The 15,326-nt window shown below is 69.1% G+C and carries 14 protein-coding genes; 8 read left to right on the plus strand and 6 right to left on the minus strand.

Going from position 1 to position 15,326, the window contains the following annotated elements:
* Positions 1–48: 48 nt before the first annotated feature.
* The 8 genes from bfr (at position 49) to N7640_RS19515 (ending at position 9,273) form a co-directional block, all read left to right on the plus strand.
* Positions 49–513, plus strand: coding sequence for a bacterioferritin (gene bfr, locus N7640_RS19480; protein ID WP_279905318.1), 465 nt, complete (start codon positions 49–51; stop codon positions 511–513).
* 598 nt (positions 514–1,111) lie between these two features.
* Positions 1,112–1,894 carry an energy transducer TonB gene (locus tag N7640_RS19485; RefSeq protein WP_279905317.1) on the plus strand — a complete coding sequence of 261 codons (783 nt, stop codon included), beginning with the start codon at positions 1,112–1,114 and terminating at the stop codon, positions 1,892–1,894.
* 84 nt (positions 1,895–1,978) lie between these two features.
* Positions 1,979–2,695, plus strand: coding sequence for a MotA/TolQ/ExbB proton channel family protein (locus N7640_RS19490; protein ID WP_220811673.1), 717 nt, complete (start codon positions 1,979–1,981; stop codon positions 2,693–2,695).
* Between the two features lies 1 nt (position 2,696).
* The gene (locus N7640_RS19495; RefSeq protein ID WP_220811675.1) at positions 2,697–3,098 is read left to right on the plus strand and encodes a biopolymer transporter ExbD; all 402 of its coding nucleotides are present in this window, start codon (positions 2,697–2,699) and stop codon (positions 3,096–3,098) included.
* 524 nt (positions 3,099–3,622) lie between these two features.
* Positions 3,623–4,243, plus strand: a complete 621-nt coding sequence (locus tag N7640_RS19500; protein WP_279905316.1) for a glutathione S-transferase N-terminal domain-containing protein — start codon at positions 3,623–3,625, stop codon at positions 4,241–4,243.
* 10 nt (positions 4,244–4,253) lie between these two features.
* Complete coding sequence (locus N7640_RS19505; protein ID WP_279905315.1) at positions 4,254–5,321, plus strand: AraC family transcriptional regulator; 1,068 nt, start codon at positions 4,254–4,256, stop codon at positions 5,319–5,321.
* A 279-nt stretch (positions 5,322–5,600) separates the two neighbouring features.
* Positions 5,601–7,931: a TonB-dependent receptor gene (locus N7640_RS19510; RefSeq protein ID WP_279905314.1), complete on the plus strand. Its 2,331-nt coding sequence runs from the start codon at positions 5,601–5,603 to the stop codon at positions 7,929–7,931.
* Positions 7,932–7,938: 7 nt separating this feature from the next.
* Complete coding sequence (locus tag N7640_RS19515; RefSeq protein WP_279905313.1) at positions 7,939–9,273, plus strand: LLM class flavin-dependent oxidoreductase; 1,335 nt, start codon at positions 7,939–7,941, stop codon at positions 9,271–9,273.
* Position 9,274: 1 nt separating this feature from the next.
* Here the strand turns inward: N7640_RS19515 and N7640_RS19520 are convergent, their stop codons facing one another.
* The 6 genes from N7640_RS19520 to N7640_RS19545 all read right to left on the minus strand — a co-directional run bounded on the left by N7640_RS19520 (position 9,275) and on the right by N7640_RS19545 (position 15,018).
* A complete protein-coding gene (locus N7640_RS19520; RefSeq protein ID WP_220811686.1) occupies positions 9,275–10,078 on the minus strand; it encodes an ABC transporter ATP-binding protein in 804 nt (267 codons plus the stop codon).
* A gap of 9 nt (positions 10,079–10,087) precedes the next feature.
* A complete protein-coding gene (locus N7640_RS19525; protein ID WP_220811688.1) occupies positions 10,088–10,852 on the minus strand; it encodes an ABC transporter permease in 765 nt (254 codons plus the stop codon).
* A complete protein-coding gene (locus tag N7640_RS19530; RefSeq protein ID WP_220811690.1) occupies positions 10,849–11,610 on the minus strand; it encodes an ABC transporter permease in 762 nt (253 codons plus the stop codon). The genes N7640_RS19525 and N7640_RS19530 overlap by 4 nt, the downstream gene beginning before the upstream one ends.
* 1 nt (position 11,611) lies before the next feature.
* Positions 11,612–12,808, minus strand: a complete 1,197-nt coding sequence (locus N7640_RS19535; RefSeq protein ID WP_279905312.1) for an MFS transporter — start codon at positions 12,806–12,808, stop codon at positions 11,612–11,614.
* The gene (locus N7640_RS19540; protein WP_220811694.1) at positions 12,795–13,847 is read right to left on the minus strand and encodes an ABC transporter substrate-binding protein; all 1,053 of its coding nucleotides are present in this window, start codon (positions 13,845–13,847) and stop codon (positions 12,795–12,797) included. The genes N7640_RS19535 and N7640_RS19540 overlap by 14 nt, the downstream gene beginning before the upstream one ends.
* Before the next feature lie 115 nt (positions 13,848–13,962).
* Positions 13,963–15,018, minus strand: coding sequence for an ABC transporter substrate-binding protein (locus tag N7640_RS19545; RefSeq protein WP_279905311.1), 1,056 nt, complete (start codon positions 15,016–15,018; stop codon positions 13,963–13,965).
* Between the last annotated feature and the right edge of the window lie 308 nt (positions 15,019–15,326).

Consider the following 15,326-nt stretch of genomic DNA (forward strand, 5'->3'; position numbering starts at 1 on the left):
GAGCCGAAGCTGCCGCCCTTGAGTGATCTTTTTTGTGGGAGCCGAGTCATGAAGGGCGCGACCGAAGTCGTCGATTATCTGAGGGATCTGCTGCGTGGCGAGCTGGCCGCGCGCGATCAGTATTTCCTCCATTCGCGGATGTACCAGGACTGGGGCTTCACCAAGCTCTACGAGCGGATCAACCACGAGATGGAGGAGGAGACCCAGCACGCCGACGCATTGCTGCAGCGCATCCTGTTCCTCGAAGCCACCCCCGATATGACGCCCAAGGCCATCCACCCCGGCGCCACCGTGCCGGAAATGCTGCGCTCGGACCTCAAGCTGGAATACGAAGTCCGCGCCGCGCTGGCCAAGGGCATCGAGCTGTGCGAGCAGCATGGCGACTTCATGAGCCGCGACATCCTGGTGCTGCAGCTCAACGACACCGAGGAAGACCACGCCTACTGGCTGGAGCAGCAGCTCGGCCTGATCGACCGCGTCGGCCTGCAGAACTACCTGCAATCGCAGTGCTGAGCGCGTCGGTCCGAGGGTGCGCATGGCGCACCCTTTAATTTTCTAGCTTGTTTCGTGGCTGGCGCTGCCACTCCTCCGCACTCCTCCAGCAAATCCGAACGGTATCTTGAGCCACGAGCTTGCATCAGCACCATTGTTGTCGGTGCTGACGTCGCCAAGCACTCATTCGATATCGTGACCCTGCCGAGCAACGGCAAGCACCGTACGAAAGCCAATCTATCCAACGTTCAGGCGGGTTCGAGGGGCTGCTGATGGTTTCAAGCACGCCAAGCCGCAGGCCTGTCTGGATCGTGATGGAAGCCACCCGCATCTACCCTGAAGCCTTCAATTGCTCGATAAGTGGCAAGACGCTGCTTCGGTGTGGATGCCGCCTATGCCTATCAGGCAATTTTTCCATGCCTTAAAGGCATCGAATTTTTAATAATCAATAAATTCAATAACTTAATCGTAATATATTCCTTAAAGATATTTAAAAGTTATTAAAAATTACTTTAAGGGATAAGCAGGCTCGCCAATCATGCCTCCCACGAACGAACCGCTCTGCCCCGAGGCTTTGCACGGTTCGCCAGCGAAAGCCATGAATCAGGGAGTCTTGCCGATGGGCAATGTCCTCAAGGCCGACCAGATCGGCGAAGTGTTCCGCCGCGATGCCGACGTCCTCGACCTCGGTGTCTCGCTGCGCCAGGCCCTGGGTCTGCAGCGCCACGTCCCGTCGCGGCAGCGGCCGGTGCTGGGCCGGCGCGAGGCCGTGCTGCTGGGGTTGTTCGCCCTGACCCTGCACGGCGCCGTCATCTACTGGCTGAGCCAGCGTACCGAGCCGGTGCTGCCGGAAGTGCCGGTGCAGATACCGCCGATGACCATCGAGTTCGCCGCTCCGCCGCCACCGCCCGAGCCGATCATCGAGCCGCCGCCACCGCCGGTGGTCGAGGAGCTGGCGGTCAAGCCGCCGCCCCCCGAGCCGCCGCCCAAGCCGAAGCCCCAGCCGCCGAAGCCCAAGCCGAAGCCGGTGCCCACGCCGGTCGAGCCACCGCCCGCGCCGCCCAAGGCCGAGACGCCGCCAACCCCGCCGGCTCCGACTCCGCCGCCGCCGGCCCCGGTGGAAACGCCGCCCTCGGCCAACGCCGCGTACCTGAAGAACCCGGCGCCGGAATACCCGAGCCTGGCCCAGCGCCGTGGCTGGGAAGGCACCGTGCTGCTGCGGGTGCACGTCCAGGCCAACGGCAAGCCGAGCGAAATCCAGGTGCAGAAGAGCAGCGGCCGCGACGCCCTCGACGAGGCCGCGGTGCGCGCGGTCAAGCGCTGGAGCTTCGTGCCCGCCAAGCGCGGCGACGAGACCATCGCCGGCTGGGTGACCGTACCGCTGGACTTTCGTTTGAATTAACAGCCGCTTGAACCGACCGACCGAAGCGGCGCCCGCCGGCGCCGCACCTGAACAGACTGCAATACGATCCACGAGGAACGCGACATGAACCTGCTTACCGACTCCCCCTTCCAATCGGTCGAACACAGCGTCATCTGGCTGCTGATCGGCTTCTCCGTCATCACCTGGGGCCTGGCCCTGATCAAGGGCATCCAGTTCGCCCGCCAGCGCTACCAGGACCGCCGCTTCCACAAGCAGTTCTGGGCCGCCACCAGCCTGGAATCGGCCGCCGAGCAGGGCCAGCAGCAGAGCGGCGCGGTCGCCCGCCTGGCCCAGGCCGGCTTCGCCGCCATCCAGGTGCAGGACGGCCACGCCCATGACCTGGCCCAGTCGATCAACCACCAGGACCGCCTGGAGCGCTCCCTGCGTCAGCAGATCCAGCGCGAGCGCCGCTCCCTGGAGTCCGGCCTGGCGGTGCTCGCCTCGATCGGCTCGACCTCGCCCTTCATCGGCCTGTTCGGCACCGTGTGGGGCATCATGGAAGCGCTCAAAGGCATCAGCGCGGCGGGCAACGCCAGCCTGGAAACCGTGGCCGGCCCCATCGGCGCGGCGCTGGTCGCCACCGGCGTGGGCATCGCCGTCGCCGTGCCGGCGGTGCTGGTCTACAACTACTTCCTGCGCCGCCTCAAGCTGACCGCCGCCGACCTCGACGACTTCGCCCACGACTTCTACAGCCTGGCGCAGAAGAGCGCGTTCAAGGTCATCAGCCACCCCGGCGCGCGCAAGCCGCAGCAGCCGCAGAACGTGAAGGAGGCCGTCTGACATGGCCTTCTCCACCCAGGACAGCGACGAAGTCCTCTCCGAGATCAACGTCACCCCGCTGGTGGACGTCATGCTGGTGCTGCTGGTGGTGTTCATCGTCACCGCGCCGCTGCTGACCAACTCCATCCCGATCAACCTGCCGAAGACCGAGGCCGTGGCCCCGGCGGACCAGAAGGACCCGCTGGTGGTGAGCATCGACGGCGACGGCAAGCTGTACATCAACAAGGACGAGATCCAGCCCGAACTGCTGGAGAGCAGCCTGGCCGAAGCCAAGGCCAAGGACGCCGAGATCAAGGTACAGCTGCAGGCCGACGACACCGTGGACTACGGCGTGGTGGCCAAGGCCATGGCCAGCATCGAACGCGCCGGCATCACCAAACTCGCGGTGATCACCGCCCGCTAGACCCTTTCTCGAGGACCGTTCTTACCAGGCAGGGGGACGGTCCTTTTTTTATTCAGTAGTTGGAAAGAAACAGGAACCCAAGTCCGCGCAGCGGCAGAAAGAAACCACCAAGCAACGCGGAGCCGGAGTCCCCGTCAGGAGGCCGAGTGGAGGTGTTGCGCAGGGGGACGAGCCGCAGGGACGCGGCGAGAGGCATAACGGGCCATGGACGGCCCGTGTATGCCGTGCCCCCGGAGCGGAACCGGAGGGAGGGAAGTCCGGGCGTAGCCCGGACCCGGATGCCGGGGGGCGCTTTCTTTTGCTTACTTTTCTTTGCGCAAACAAAGAAAAGTGAGTCGCCCGGAGGGGGCGAAACCAGAAGTGTCCGAACACTCGGTAATCGGCCAGAAACCGCATCCCCGGATTTCATCCGGGCTACGGCCGCGCCCCGACAGGCCGGTGCACGGCCCCCGGTGCGCACGGCGCACCCTACGAGTACGTGCAGCCGTTGATTGCGGCATCACTTTTCTTCACGAGGAGCCACCATGACCACCCTGTACATCGCCCCGGGCGCCTGCTCGCTGGCCTCGCACATCGCCGTGCACGAGCTGGACCTGCCGATCCAGGTCGAAAAGGTCGCCCTGCGCACCCCGGACTCACCCATCCACGCCATCAACCCGCTGGGCCGCGTGCCGGCCCTGCAACTGGACGACGGCACCCTGATCACCGAGAACAGCGCCATCCTGCCGTACCTGGCCGACCAGGCGCCCGGCACGCCGCTGTTCGCCCCGGCCGGCAGCGCCGAGCGGGCGCAGCTCCAGAGCTGGCTGGGCTACCTGGCGGCGGAAATCCACACCGCCGCCTTCCGCCCGCTCAACCGCCCCGAGCGCTACTCGGCGGACGAGGCGGCGCACCCGGGCATCCGCGCCCAGGCCCGCAGCCAGCTGTACAAGGCCTTCGAACACATCGACAAACACCTGCAGGATCGCCAGTGGCTGGTCGGCGAACGCTACACCCTGGCCGACGCCTACCTCGGCGTATTCGCCAGCTGGCTGCTGCGCCTCGGCGCGCCGTTCGACGAGCTGCGGGCGGTGGCCCGGGTGCGCGAGCAGTGGGCCGCGCGCCCCGCCGTGCAGCGGGCACTGCGGGCCGAAGGCCTGCTCTGAGGGCGCGCCCGTGGCCGAGGTGCATACCATCGCCACCTGGGCCCTGGCCGTCAGCCGCGCGCTGGAGGCCGAGGGCTTCGCCAGCGCCGCGCTGCTGGGCGAGGCGGGCATCGATCCGGCCTGGCTGAACGACAGCGACCGGCGCATCCCGGTGGCGCTGATGAGCCGGCTGTGGCGCGCCGCGCGCCGGGTCAGCGGCGACGATTGCTTCGGCCTGCGGGTGGCGCGGCACTGCTTCCCCACCGATTTCCACGGCCTGCTGTTCGCCATCCAGAGCAGCGCCACCATCGCCGAGGCGCTGCAGCGGGTGGTGCGCTTCTCCGGGGTGGTGACCACCTCGGCCAACCTCGAACTGGTCCACCAGGGCAGCCGCTGCCGGCTGCTCTATCGGCCGCTGCCCGGGGTGCAGGCCGAGCAGATCGCCACCGAGGCGCTGATCGCCTGCGCGGTGCGCCTGACCCGGCAGAGCTGGTCCGAGCTGGACTTCATCAGTGCCGTGGAACTGGTGCGCCCGGCGCCGGCAGACCCGCAGCGCTGGGAAGCCCTGCTCGGCTGCCCGATCCGCTTCGATGCGCCGTGCAATGCCATCGTCTACGTCGCCCAGCCGCTCGGCCTGGCCCTGCGCACCGGCAACCGCGAGGTCGCCAGCGGCCTGGACCGGGTGATGGTCGAGTACCTCCAGCGCCTGGCCCAGCCCGACCTGCCGGGCCGGGTGCGCGACGTGATCGTGCGCAGCCTGCCGCTCGGCGAGGTGCAGCAGGGTGCGGTGGCCGAGGCCCTGGGCATGAGCGTGCGCAACCTGCACCGCCACCTGCAGAAGCACGCCACCAGCTTCAAGGAGCTGCTCGACGAGACCCGCCGCCAGCTGGCCTTCGACTACCTGCGCCAGGCCCGCTGCTCGGTCAACGAGGTGTGCTACCGGCTGGGCTTCAACGAGCCGAGCAGCTTCAACCGGGCGTTCCGCCGCTGGACCGGCGAGACCCCGGGGCAGTGGCGCCGGCGCGCCCTGCAACCGGCCACGCGCCTGCCTGGCGTGCGCCGCGAACCGCCGCGCGCGAGTCTGGAGCTGGCTGTCTGAGTGTCAGGCTGTCCGCTGGGGGCGTACGGGGCGGCTGGGCGGTGTTCCGATTGGTCGCGAAGCTTTGGCGTCAGGTCTGTTCGCGGACAAGTCCGCTCCCACGGGGCAGGGCTCGCCAATGGCCGATCGTGTCCGCTCATGTGAGCGGCATTGGTGTCCGTGGCGGACTACGGCTTGTCCGGCCAGGCCCATCCTCGTTGCCCAGCGCTCCCTAGCATCGGCTCACCAGGCGAACAGTCGATTCGCCGGCGAAACCGCCCGTGCGCCAGGAGTATCCCCATGACCCGCATCAGCCACCGCCCGGCCATCGCCGGCGCCCTGCTCAAACCCCTCGGCATCGCCCTGCTGCTGGCCCTGCCGCAGCTGCTCCAGGCGGCGCAGGAGGGGCCCGCCGACGAAGCCGTCGTCGAGGCCGAGCCGACCCTCGGCAAGGTCACCGTCACCGCCCGCCGCCGAGCCGAGGACGCCCAGGCCGTGCCCACGCCGATCACCGCCCTCAGCGGCGCCGACCTGGAGAGCCAGAAGGTCTACCGCATCCAGGACTTGCAGCAGGCGCTGCCCAGCGTCAACGTCGCCTACGTCCACGCCCGGGTGTCCAGCCTGGCGGTGCGCGGCATCGGCAACAACCCGGCCAGCGACGGCCTGGAGGGCAGCGCCGGGGTGTACCTGGACAATGTCTACCTGGGCCGCCCCGGCATGGCCGCCTTCGACCTGCTGGACATCGAGCAGCTGGAACTGCTGCGCGGCCCCCAGGGCACCCTGTTCGGCAAGAACACCACCGCCGGCGTGCTCAACATCAGCACCCGCAAGCCCACCTTCACCCCCGAGCGTGCTCTGGAGATCAGCGGCGGCGAGCGTGGCTACTTCCAGGGCAAGGGCAGCGTCTCCGGCGGCCTCACCGACAGCCTGGCCGGGCGCCTGTCGTTCTACCGCACCCGCGAGGACGGCTACCTGGACAACGACCACGACGGCCGCACCCTGCTCGGCGGCGACCGCGAGGGCCTGCGCGGCCAGTTGCTGTTCCAGCCGGACGACGACTTCAGCCTGCGCTGGATCAGCGAATACAACGAGGAGAACTCCAGCGCCGGCAGCTCGGTGATCTACGGCGGCGCGCAGAAGTTCTGGGACCGGGCGACCCTGGTCGGCGCTTCGCCGCGGATCGGCCGCAGCAACATCGACGCCCGGCAGAACGTCAGCGTGCACCAGAACGGCCACTCCCTGGAGGCCAACTGGAACCTGGCCGGCGGCTACACCCTGACTTCGATCAGCGCCTACCGCTACTGGCACTTCAACCCGGCCAACGACGCCGACCAGCTCGACGTGGCGGTGATCGACGACCTCGGCTACGAAGTCCGCGCCCGCCAGTTCTCCCAGGAAATCCGCCTGGCCTCGCCCAGCGGCGGCGCCTTCGACTACGTGCTCGGCGCCTATGCCTTCAAGCAGGACCTGGGCAACCGCATCTTCACCGACCTCGGCCCGCTGGCCGACCTCAACCTGATCGGCTTCGACCTCGACGCGCTGAACGACGTCAGCACCAAGACCAACGGCAAGATCGACACCAACAGCTTCGCCCTGTTCGCCCAGGGCACCTGGCACCTGACCGACAAGCTCGACTTCACCGCCGGCGTGCGCGGCACCTACGAGGAGAAGCAGGCGCGGGTCAGGCGCTTCGCCCCCACCGGCGGCGCGCCGGCCAGCGGCCTGGCCGCGATCATCCGCGACAGCCAGGTCGGCGCCTACGACTCCGGCGACCTCAGCCTGTACAACGCCGCGCCGTCGCTGCTGCTCAGCCTCAGCTACCAGTTCCGGCCCAACCTGCTCGGCTACGCCTCGCTGTCCCACGGCGAGAAGTCCGGCGGGGTCAACCTGGCGGTGGGCTCGGCGGCCCAGGCCGGCGCCGACTCCCTGCTGGTCGGCCCGGAGCGCGCCAACGACGCCGAGCTGGGCTTCAAGAGCACCCTGTGGAACAACCGCCTGCAGCTCAATGCCAACCTGTTCTGGACCGGCATCCACGGCTACCAGGCCACCACCTGGTACCAGCCGCCCGGTTCGCTGACCGGCTACCAGGTGCTGTCCAACGCCGGCAAGCTGCGCTCGCGCGGCCTGGAGTTCGAGGCCACGGCGCTGCCGGTGCGCGGCCTGACCCTGCGCTTCAACGGCTCCTACAACGACGTCACCTACCTGCGCTTCCAGGACGCGCCGTGCCCGGCGGAAGTCGCCACCCTGGCCGGCGCGCCCGCCACCTGCGACCTGTCAGGCGAGCGCGTGGCTGGCGCCTCGAAGTGGATCGCCAACCTCAGCGGCGAGTACGCCTGGCAGCTGGAGCACCGCCTGCAGCCCTACGTCGCGGCCGGCTACGCCTACCGCTCCGAGGCCGAAGGCACGCTGGACAACTCCGACCTGTCGAGGATCAATGGCTACGGCCTGCTCAACTTGGCCGCCGGCCTGCGCACCGACCTGGGCGACGGCCAGCTCGACGCCTCGCTGTGGGTGAAGAACGCCACCGACAAGGAGTACTACCTGGCCGTCGGCGCCGCCGGCAACGGCCTCTACACCGGCTCGCTGGGCCAGCCGCGCACTGCCGGTCTGACCCTGCGCTACGACTTCTGAGGGAAACATGAGCAGACAACTGAGACTCGGCGCCTTCCTGATGGCCAGCGGGCACCACCTGGCGGCCTGGCGCCACCCCCGCGCCTGGGCCGGCGGCGGGGTCGACTTCGAGCACTTCAAGCGGGTGGCGCGGACCGCCGAGCGCGGCAGGTTCGACGCCATCTTCTTCGCCGACAACCTGGCCCTGCTCGGCCCACCCGAGCTGGCCAGCCTGACCATCGGCGGCGACGTGCTCGACCCGCTGATCCTGCTCGCCGGCCTGGCCAGCGTGACCGAGCACCTGGGCCTGATCAGCACGGTGTCGACCAGCTACAACGACCCCTACCTGCTGTCGCGCCGCTTCGCCTCGCTGGACCACATCTCCGGCGGCCGGGTCGGCTGGAACCTGGTGACCTCGGCCACCGACCAGGAGGCGCAGAACTTCGGCCGGGAGCGCATCGACGACCATGCCGACCGCTACGCCCGCGCCGAGGAATTCATCGACATCGCCACCGGCCTGTGGGACAGCTTCGACGACGACGCCTTCGTCCGCGACAAGGCCAGCGGCCGCTTCTTCGACCCGGCCAAGGTGCACGTGCTGGACCACCGTGGCTCGCACTACCCGCTGGTGCGCGGCCCGCTCAACCTGCCGCGCGGCCCCCAGGGCCACCCGGTGCTGGTGCAGGCCGGCTCCTCCGAACCGGGCAAGGAACTGGCCGCGCGCACCGCCGATGTGGTGTTCACCGCCCAGCAGACCCTGGCCGGCGCCCAGGCCTTCTACGCCGACCTCAAGGGGCGGCTGGACCGGTACGGGCGCACGGCGGACGAACTGAAGATCATGCCCGGCATCTCGCCGGTGCTCAGCCGCACCCGGGCCGAGGCGGAGGACAGATTCGGCGAACTGCAGGAGCTGGTCGACCCGCGCCTGGGTCTCGGCCTGCTGGCCGGCATGGCTGGCGGTTTCGACCTGTCGCAGTACCCGCTGGACGGGCCGCTGCCCGAACTGCCGGAGAGCAATGCGATGAAGAGCCGGCAGAGCCTGTTCATCGACCTGGCCCGGCGCGAGAACCTGACCATCCGCCAGCTCTACCTGCGCGTCGCCAGCGCCCGCGGGCATCACACGGTGATCGGCACGCCGGTGGAGGTGGCCGACGTGCTGGAGGAATGGTTCACCCAGGGCGCGGCGGACGGCTTCAACATCATGCCGCCGTTCCTGCCCGACGGACTGGACGACTTCGTCGACCAGGTGGTGCCGGAGCTGCAGCGGCGCGGCCTGTTCCGCACCGAGTACGAAGGCCGGACCCTGCGCGACAACCTCGGCCTGAAACGGCCGGCCAGCCGCTACGCCGCGAAAGCCTCCTGAATCAGGAGGCTTCACTCCCCGTCAGTTCCTCCAGCAGCTTCTCCTTGAGGCGCTGCAACTGCGCCGACGCCCGCTCGCGCGGGTGCGGCAGGTCGACCCGCACCTCGTGGCGGATGCGCCCGGGGCGGGCGTCCATGACGATCACCCGGTCGCCCAGGTAGAGCGCCTCTTCCACGTCGTGGGTGACCATGATCATGGTGCTGCGCTGCTGCACCCAGATGCGCTGCAGCTCGCGCTGCAGGTGTACCCGGGTCAGCGCGTCGAGGGCGCCGAACGGCTCGTCGAGCAGCAGCACCTTGGGCTGGGTGATCAGCGCCCGGGCGATGGCGGCGCGCTGGGCCATGCCGCCGGAGAGCTGGTGCGGGTAGGCCTGCTCGAAGCCGGTCAGGCCGACCAGGGCCAGGTGCTCGGCGATCAGCTCGGCCTTTTCCTTGCTGCCCAGGCGGCGGTTCTTCAGGGCCAGGGCGATGTTCTGCTCGACCGTCTTCCAGGGGAACAGGCGGTGGTCCTGGAACACGATGCCGCGGTCCAGGCTGGTGCCGGACACCGGCTCGCCGTCCAGGCGGATCTGGCCCTGGTAGTCGTTCTCCAGGCCGACGATCAGGCGCAGCAGCGAGGATTTGCCGCAGCCGCTGGCGCCGACGATGCTGACGAACTCGCCGGGCAGCACCTGCAGGTTGATGTTGTGCAGCACCGGCAGCGCCTTGCCGTCGATCCGGTAGGCCTTGTGCAGGCCGCGGATGTCGAGGGCGCCGGGTTGGCGCAGGTCGTTGCCGAGCAGTTGCGGGTCGAAGATGGCGGTCATGGCGGTTACCTAGCGACGAAGGTTGCGCCAGCGCAGCAGGTGCCGGCTCAGGCGCGAAAACAGTTGGTTCATGGCGTAGCCGAGCAGGCCGATGCAGAGGACGGCGATCAGCACCACCTCCATGCGCGAGCCGGTCTCGGCGTTCATCATCAGGTTGCCCAGGCCCATGCCGGTGGAGAGGAACAGCTCGCAGCCCACCGAGCTGACCCAGGCGAAGGCCAGGGCGTGCAGCAGGCCATTGGACAGGCTCGGCAGGGCGCTGGGCAGCTGCACGTGGACGAAGCGCTGCAGCGGGCCCAGGGCGTAGATGCGGCCGACCTCCTGGTACTGCTTCTCGACGTGGCTGAAGCCCTCGAAGCTGTTCAGCACCATCGGGTAGAAGGCGGCCAGCGAGACGATCAGCACCTTGGAGAACTCGCCGCTGCCGAACCACAGGGCCAGCAGCGGGATCAGGCCGAGGATCGGCACCTGGCGCAGGGTGTGGTAGAGCGGCGCGAGCAGGCGCTCGGCGATCCTCGAATGGGCCATCAGCGCGCCCACGGCGAAGCCGGCGAGCACCCCGTAGAGCAGCCCCAGGCAGGTGCGCTGGAGGCTGGCCAGCACGCTCAACCACAGCTCGCCGGTGGCCAGCAGCTGCTCCAGGCCCTCGCCGATCTTGCTCAGCGGGACGAAGGCGTAGGCATGGCTGTCGCCCTGGCGCGACATGTACTCCCAGGCGGCGATCAGCAGCAGCGGCAGGAGCAGGCCGCGCAACGACAGGAGGAGTTTCTTCATGAGCGGGGTTTCCAGCGGAACAGGTGTTTTTCCAGCAGGCGGAAGCCGTGGTCGAGGGTGAAGCCGACCAGGCCGGTGACCACCACGCCGACCATCACGATGTCGATGCGCATCATCTGCCGGCTCAGCTCGATCAGCTGGCCGAGGCCGCTGTCGGCGGCCAGCAGCTCGGCCGCCACCAGCACCATCCAGGCGCGGCTCAGGCTGATGCGCAGGCCGGTGACGATGGGCGGCGCGGCGGCGGGGAAGGCCACGTCGCGCAGCAGGCTCCACAGCGGCAGGCGGTACACCGCCGCCACGTCGAAGTAGCCGCGCGGGATGCCCTTGACGCCCTCGCTGGTGGCCAGCGCCACCGGGAAGAAGGCGGCCTTGACCACGATGAGGATCTTGAAGGTCTCCTCGACGCCGAAGAACAGGATGAACATCGGGATCAGGGCGATCGAGGGAATCTGCCGCAGGGTGTGGAACAGCGGCGCGCAGTACGCCTCGACGTTCTTCGACAGGGCCATGGCGGTTCCGAACAGCAGCCCGCCGAGGGCGCCGAGGGTGAAGCCGATGGCCAGCCGCGACAGGCTGTTCTGCAGGTGCTCGCGCAGCTCGCCGCTGCCGAGCAGCTCGACGAAGGCCTCGTACACGTGCTGCGGCGGCACCAGGAGCTGGGCCGGGTACCAGCCGGCCTGGGCGACCAGGGCCCAGGCGGCGAGCAGGGCCAGCGGCGAGGCGAACCAGCTCAGGCGGTTGAAGGTGGCGGTCGGCATCTCAGCCCTCCAGGACGACGTTGGCGGGTGCGCGGCGGGCCTTGCGCAACCAGCAGAAAGTGGCCACCAGCAGCACCAGTGGAATCCACACGAAGAACAGGTTGTTGAGCCCCACCAGCTGGCTGATCGCGCCGCCGAGCAGGGCGCCGGAGAAGCTGCCGAGCATGCCGGCCAGGTTGAACAGGCCGGCGATCTTGCTCTTGTCCACCGGGTGCTCGCCGAGCTGGGCCATGTTGACCAGGTGCACCAGCGCCGCGGCGGTGCTCAGCAGCACGCCGCCGGCCGCCAGCAGGGCGTAGCCGTGGGCGCTGCCGATCAGCAGCAGGCCGAGCACGGCGGCGACCAGGCCGGCCAGGTAGGCGAAGCGCCGGCCGAAGTGCTCGACCAGGTAGCCGAGGCCGAACAGGCCGAGCACCGAGGCCAGGCCCTGGACCATCACCAGGCTCACCGCCTGGCTCTGCGACAGGCCGGCGCTGTTCATCGCCAGGAGGATGACGAAGGTGCCGAACAGCGCAGCGGTGGCGCCGGAGAGCAGCTCGATCAGGCAGCTCTCGGCGATCTCCACGTGGCCGAGCATGGCCAGCACCTGGGCCAGCATGCCGCCGTCCGCGCCGGCCTCGGGAACGACGGCGGGCTCGACCTGCTCGGCCTCCCAGAAGCCCAGGCTGTACACCGCCATCAGGCCGAAGCACAGGCCGATCACCACGAAGCCGAGGGTGAAGCTGCCGCCGCTCAGCCAGTTGCCCAGCAGCGGGCCGAGCAGGCCCATGCCGAGGGTCAGCGAGCCGCGGTACCAGCCGGCCTTGTCGTTGCCGATGCGCCGCAGCTGGCGCAGGAAGGCGCTGTTCATGGCGACGATGCGGAAGGGGATGCACAGGCCGATCAGCAGGCGGATCGCCGCCAGCCACAGCCAGCCGCCGAACAGCGGGATCAGCAGGTTGAGCAGCATCGGCCCGAGGCTGGCGAGGAAATACACCCGGCGTGCGCCGAAGCGGGCGATGACGAAGCCGGCGGGCAGGGTCAGCAGGACCATGCCCAGCGACTCCATGGCCGCGATGATGCCGAGCTGCAGGGCGTTGGCGCCGATCTCGATGGCGTACAGGGTGGTGACGATCTTCGCCATGCCGATGGTGGCGCCGCTGAAGGCGGCCAGCAGCATGAAGCTGGCGAGGAAGGCGCCGGGCCTAGATCGCGACATTGACCTTCTCCAGCAGCTGCTCCAGCGGCGCCGGGTCGATCCACTGGCGCACGTCGAAGCCGGCCGGGATGAAGTCCCAGCGTTGGAGGAAGTCGGTCAGGTCCTGCAGCGCGTGGATGGAGCGCTCGGCCAGGTTGGTCTGCAGGCGCAGGTGGGCGTCCTCGCCGTAGGCCCGCGCCACCCAGTACTCGCTGGTGTTCAGCTCGCGGGCGAGGAAGCGGCGGGTTTCCTCGGGGTGGGCCCAGCTCCACTGCTCGGCGCGCAGCACGGTCTCGAGGATCAGCACTGCCGCCTCGAAGTGCTCGTCGAGCAGGTGCTGGTCCACGGTCAGGGTGCGCGGCGTGCCGATGTTGGAACGGATCAGCGGGTCGGGGTGCGAGCCGACGTCGGTCACCACCCGCAGGCCGAACTCGTCGGCCAGGTGCAGGCCGTGGGCGCCCTTGAGGAAGATCGCGTCGATGTCGCCGCGCAGCAGGCCGATCAGCTCGTTGTTGCGCCGCCGCACGCGGCCGCCGAGGCTGACCTGGGCGCCGTGCACGTGGCGCACCGGGTTGTCGCTGTAGGTGCCGCCGTAGGGGTAGTCGACCAGCTCCACGTCGGCCACCGTCAGGCCTTCCAGGCTGAGGGCGTTCTCCAGGCCGCGGATGGCCTGGGCGCGGGTGAAGTCGATCTGCACGTTGGCCCACTTGGGCACGCCGAAGCGGCGGTTGCGCAGGTCGCGGATGTCCTTCACCGGGCTGTCGTGGCTGGTGACGATCAGCTGCACCTCGTCGCTCCACGACAGGCCCAGCACCCGGGTGGCGCGGCCGCTGGCGCGGGCCCAGATCGCCGGGATGTTGCCGCCGTGGCGCACCGAGTTGTGCAGGTGATGATCGAAGTGCGCCTCGCGCACCTCGCGGTCGGAAGATTCGCGCAGCGCCTGGATGCGCGTGCCGAACGGCCGGAAGGCCTGGGCCAGACGCCCGGACTCCACGGCGACGCCGAGCCCTGTGGGTACCGGACTGTGGGTGTACCAGAGGGTATCGAGAGGTTTGTTCATGTAGCGTGTGGTTCCAGAGGTTGCTCGGTGCCCCTGCGGGAGGGGGGGGGGCGGCTCCGGTGTTGCCGGAATCACCCTCACCCCCGGCCCCTCTCCCGGGGGGAGAGGGGAGATGTCAGCCCGCCTGCTTGGCGACGGCGCTGCGCAGGGTTTCCAGCGGGCGCGGGTCGATCCAGTCGCGCACCGAGAAGCTCTGCGGGATGAAGGCCCAGCGCTGGAGGAAGTCGGTGAAGTCCTGCAGGGCGACGATGGAGCGCTCGTCGAGGTTGGTGCGCAGGCGCTGGTGGGCGTCCTCGCCGTAGGCCTGGGTCACCCAGTACTCGCTGCTGTTGGTCTCGCGGGCCAGGTAGCGGCGGGTGTCGTCTGGGTGGGTCCAGGCCCATTCCTCGGCGCGCAGCACCGAGGCGAGGATGCCGACGGCGGCGTCGTAGTGGTTGTCCAGCAGGTTGAGGTCGACGCTCAGGGTGCGCGGGGTGCCGTTGTTGGCGCGCACCAGCGGTTCCGGGTGCGAGCCGGTGTCGATCACCGTGTGCAGGCCGAACTGCTGGGCCAGCTGGGCGGCGCTGGCGCCCTTGAGGAAGATCGCGTCGACCTCGCCGCGCAGCAGGCCGACCAGCTCGGCGTTCTGCCCGCCGCGACGACGGCCGCCGAAGGTGGAGACGCCGCCCACGGTCTGTGCCGCCTCGTCGCTGAAGGTGCCGCCGTGCAGGTAGTCGACCAGTTCGACGTCCTTCACTTCCAGGCCTTCCAGGCGCAGGGCGTTCTCCAGGCCGCGGATGGCCTGGGCGCGGGTGAAGTCGATCTGCGCGCTGGCCCAGTTGGGCAGGCCGAAGCGGCGGCCCTTGAGGTCCTTGACGGTCTTGATGCCGCTGTCCGGCAGGGTCAGGATCAGTTGCACCTCGTCGGCCCAGGACAGGCCGATCACGCGGGTCTCGCGGCCGCTGGCGCGGGCCCAGATGGCCGGGATGTTGCCGCCGTGGCGGACCGAGTTCTGCAGGGTGTGGTCGAAGTGCGACTCGCGCACCGCCTGGTTGTCCGACTCGCGCAGCGACTTGATGCTGGTGCCCTGGGCGCCCAGGGTTTCTTCCAGCCAGCCTTTCTGCACGGCGATGCCGAGGCCGGTCGGGACCGGGCAGCGGGTGTACCAGAGCGTATCGAGCGGTTGACTCATGGGGTGACTCTCCAAATGGGACGTGACGGCGGATGGCAAACACGGGCGGCGGATGCGCCCCGTGGACGGCTGCCAGGGGAAAGTGCAACCCCCATGCCACGGCCCGGCGAAACCTGTGCGGGCCGCGTGGTAGAAGGGTTGTGGGGTTTCAGGAGCGTTCAGGGAGGGTCCGGGCCGAGGGTCGTTGCTGCTGGGGCAACACCCTGGCAGCAGCGCCCTGCGTGTTTCCAGGCAGTCAGGCCGGAAGCCTCGCGGCGGGCACGCAACGCATGGCGGGCGCGTGGGTGAGGTTATGTCCCCGTGACGTG

The sequence above is a fragment of the Pseudomonas sp. GD04015 genome (genome assembly GCF_029837675.1).
Taxonomy (GTDB): Bacteria; Pseudomonadota; Gammaproteobacteria; order Pseudomonadales; family Pseudomonadaceae; genus Aquipseudomonas; species Aquipseudomonas paralcaligenes.

Excerpts from the sequence above, each read along its gene's own strand:
- N7640_RS19490 (WP_220811673.1), top strand. The coding sequence starts at position 1,979 with ATGAACCTGCTTACCGACTCCCCCTTCCAATCGGTCGAACACAGCGTC.
- N7640_RS19510 (WP_279905314.1), top strand. The coding sequence starts at position 5,601 with ATGACCCGCATCAGCCACCGCCCGGCCATCGCCGGCGCCCTGCTCAAA.
- N7640_RS19545 (WP_279905311.1), bottom strand. The coding sequence starts at position 15,018 with ATGAGTCAACCGCTCGATACGCTCTGGTACACCCGCTGCCCGGTCCCG.
- N7640_RS19525 (WP_220811688.1), bottom strand. The coding sequence starts at position 10,852 with ATGAAGAAACTCCTCCTGTCGTTGCGCGGCCTGCTCCTGCCGCTGCTG.
- N7640_RS19540 (WP_220811694.1), bottom strand. The coding sequence starts at position 13,847 with ATGAACAAACCTCTCGATACCCTCTGGTACACCCACAGTCCGGTACCC.
- N7640_RS19485 (WP_279905317.1), top strand. The coding sequence starts at position 1,112 with ATGGGCAATGTCCTCAAGGCCGACCAGATCGGCGAAGTGTTCCGCCGC.
- N7640_RS19495 (WP_220811675.1), top strand. The coding sequence starts at position 2,697 with ATGGCCTTCTCCACCCAGGACAGCGACGAAGTCCTCTCCGAGATCAAC.
- N7640_RS19500 (WP_279905316.1), top strand. The coding sequence starts at position 3,623 with ATGACCACCCTGTACATCGCCCCGGGCGCCTGCTCGCTGGCCTCGCAC.
- bfr (WP_279905318.1), top strand. The coding sequence starts at position 49 with ATGAAGGGCGCGACCGAAGTCGTCGATTATCTGAGGGATCTGCTGCGT.
- N7640_RS19530 (WP_220811690.1), bottom strand. The coding sequence starts at position 11,610 with ATGCCGACCGCCACCTTCAACCGCCTGAGCTGGTTCGCCTCGCCGCTG.
- N7640_RS19515 (WP_279905313.1), top strand. The coding sequence starts at position 7,939 with ATGAGCAGACAACTGAGACTCGGCGCCTTCCTGATGGCCAGCGGGCAC.
- N7640_RS19520 (WP_220811686.1), bottom strand. The coding sequence starts at position 10,078 with ATGACCGCCATCTTCGACCCGCAACTGCTCGGCAACGACCTGCGCCAA.
- N7640_RS19535 (WP_279905312.1), bottom strand. The coding sequence starts at position 12,808 with ATGTCGCGATCTAGGCCCGGCGCCTTCCTCGCCAGCTTCATGCTGCTG.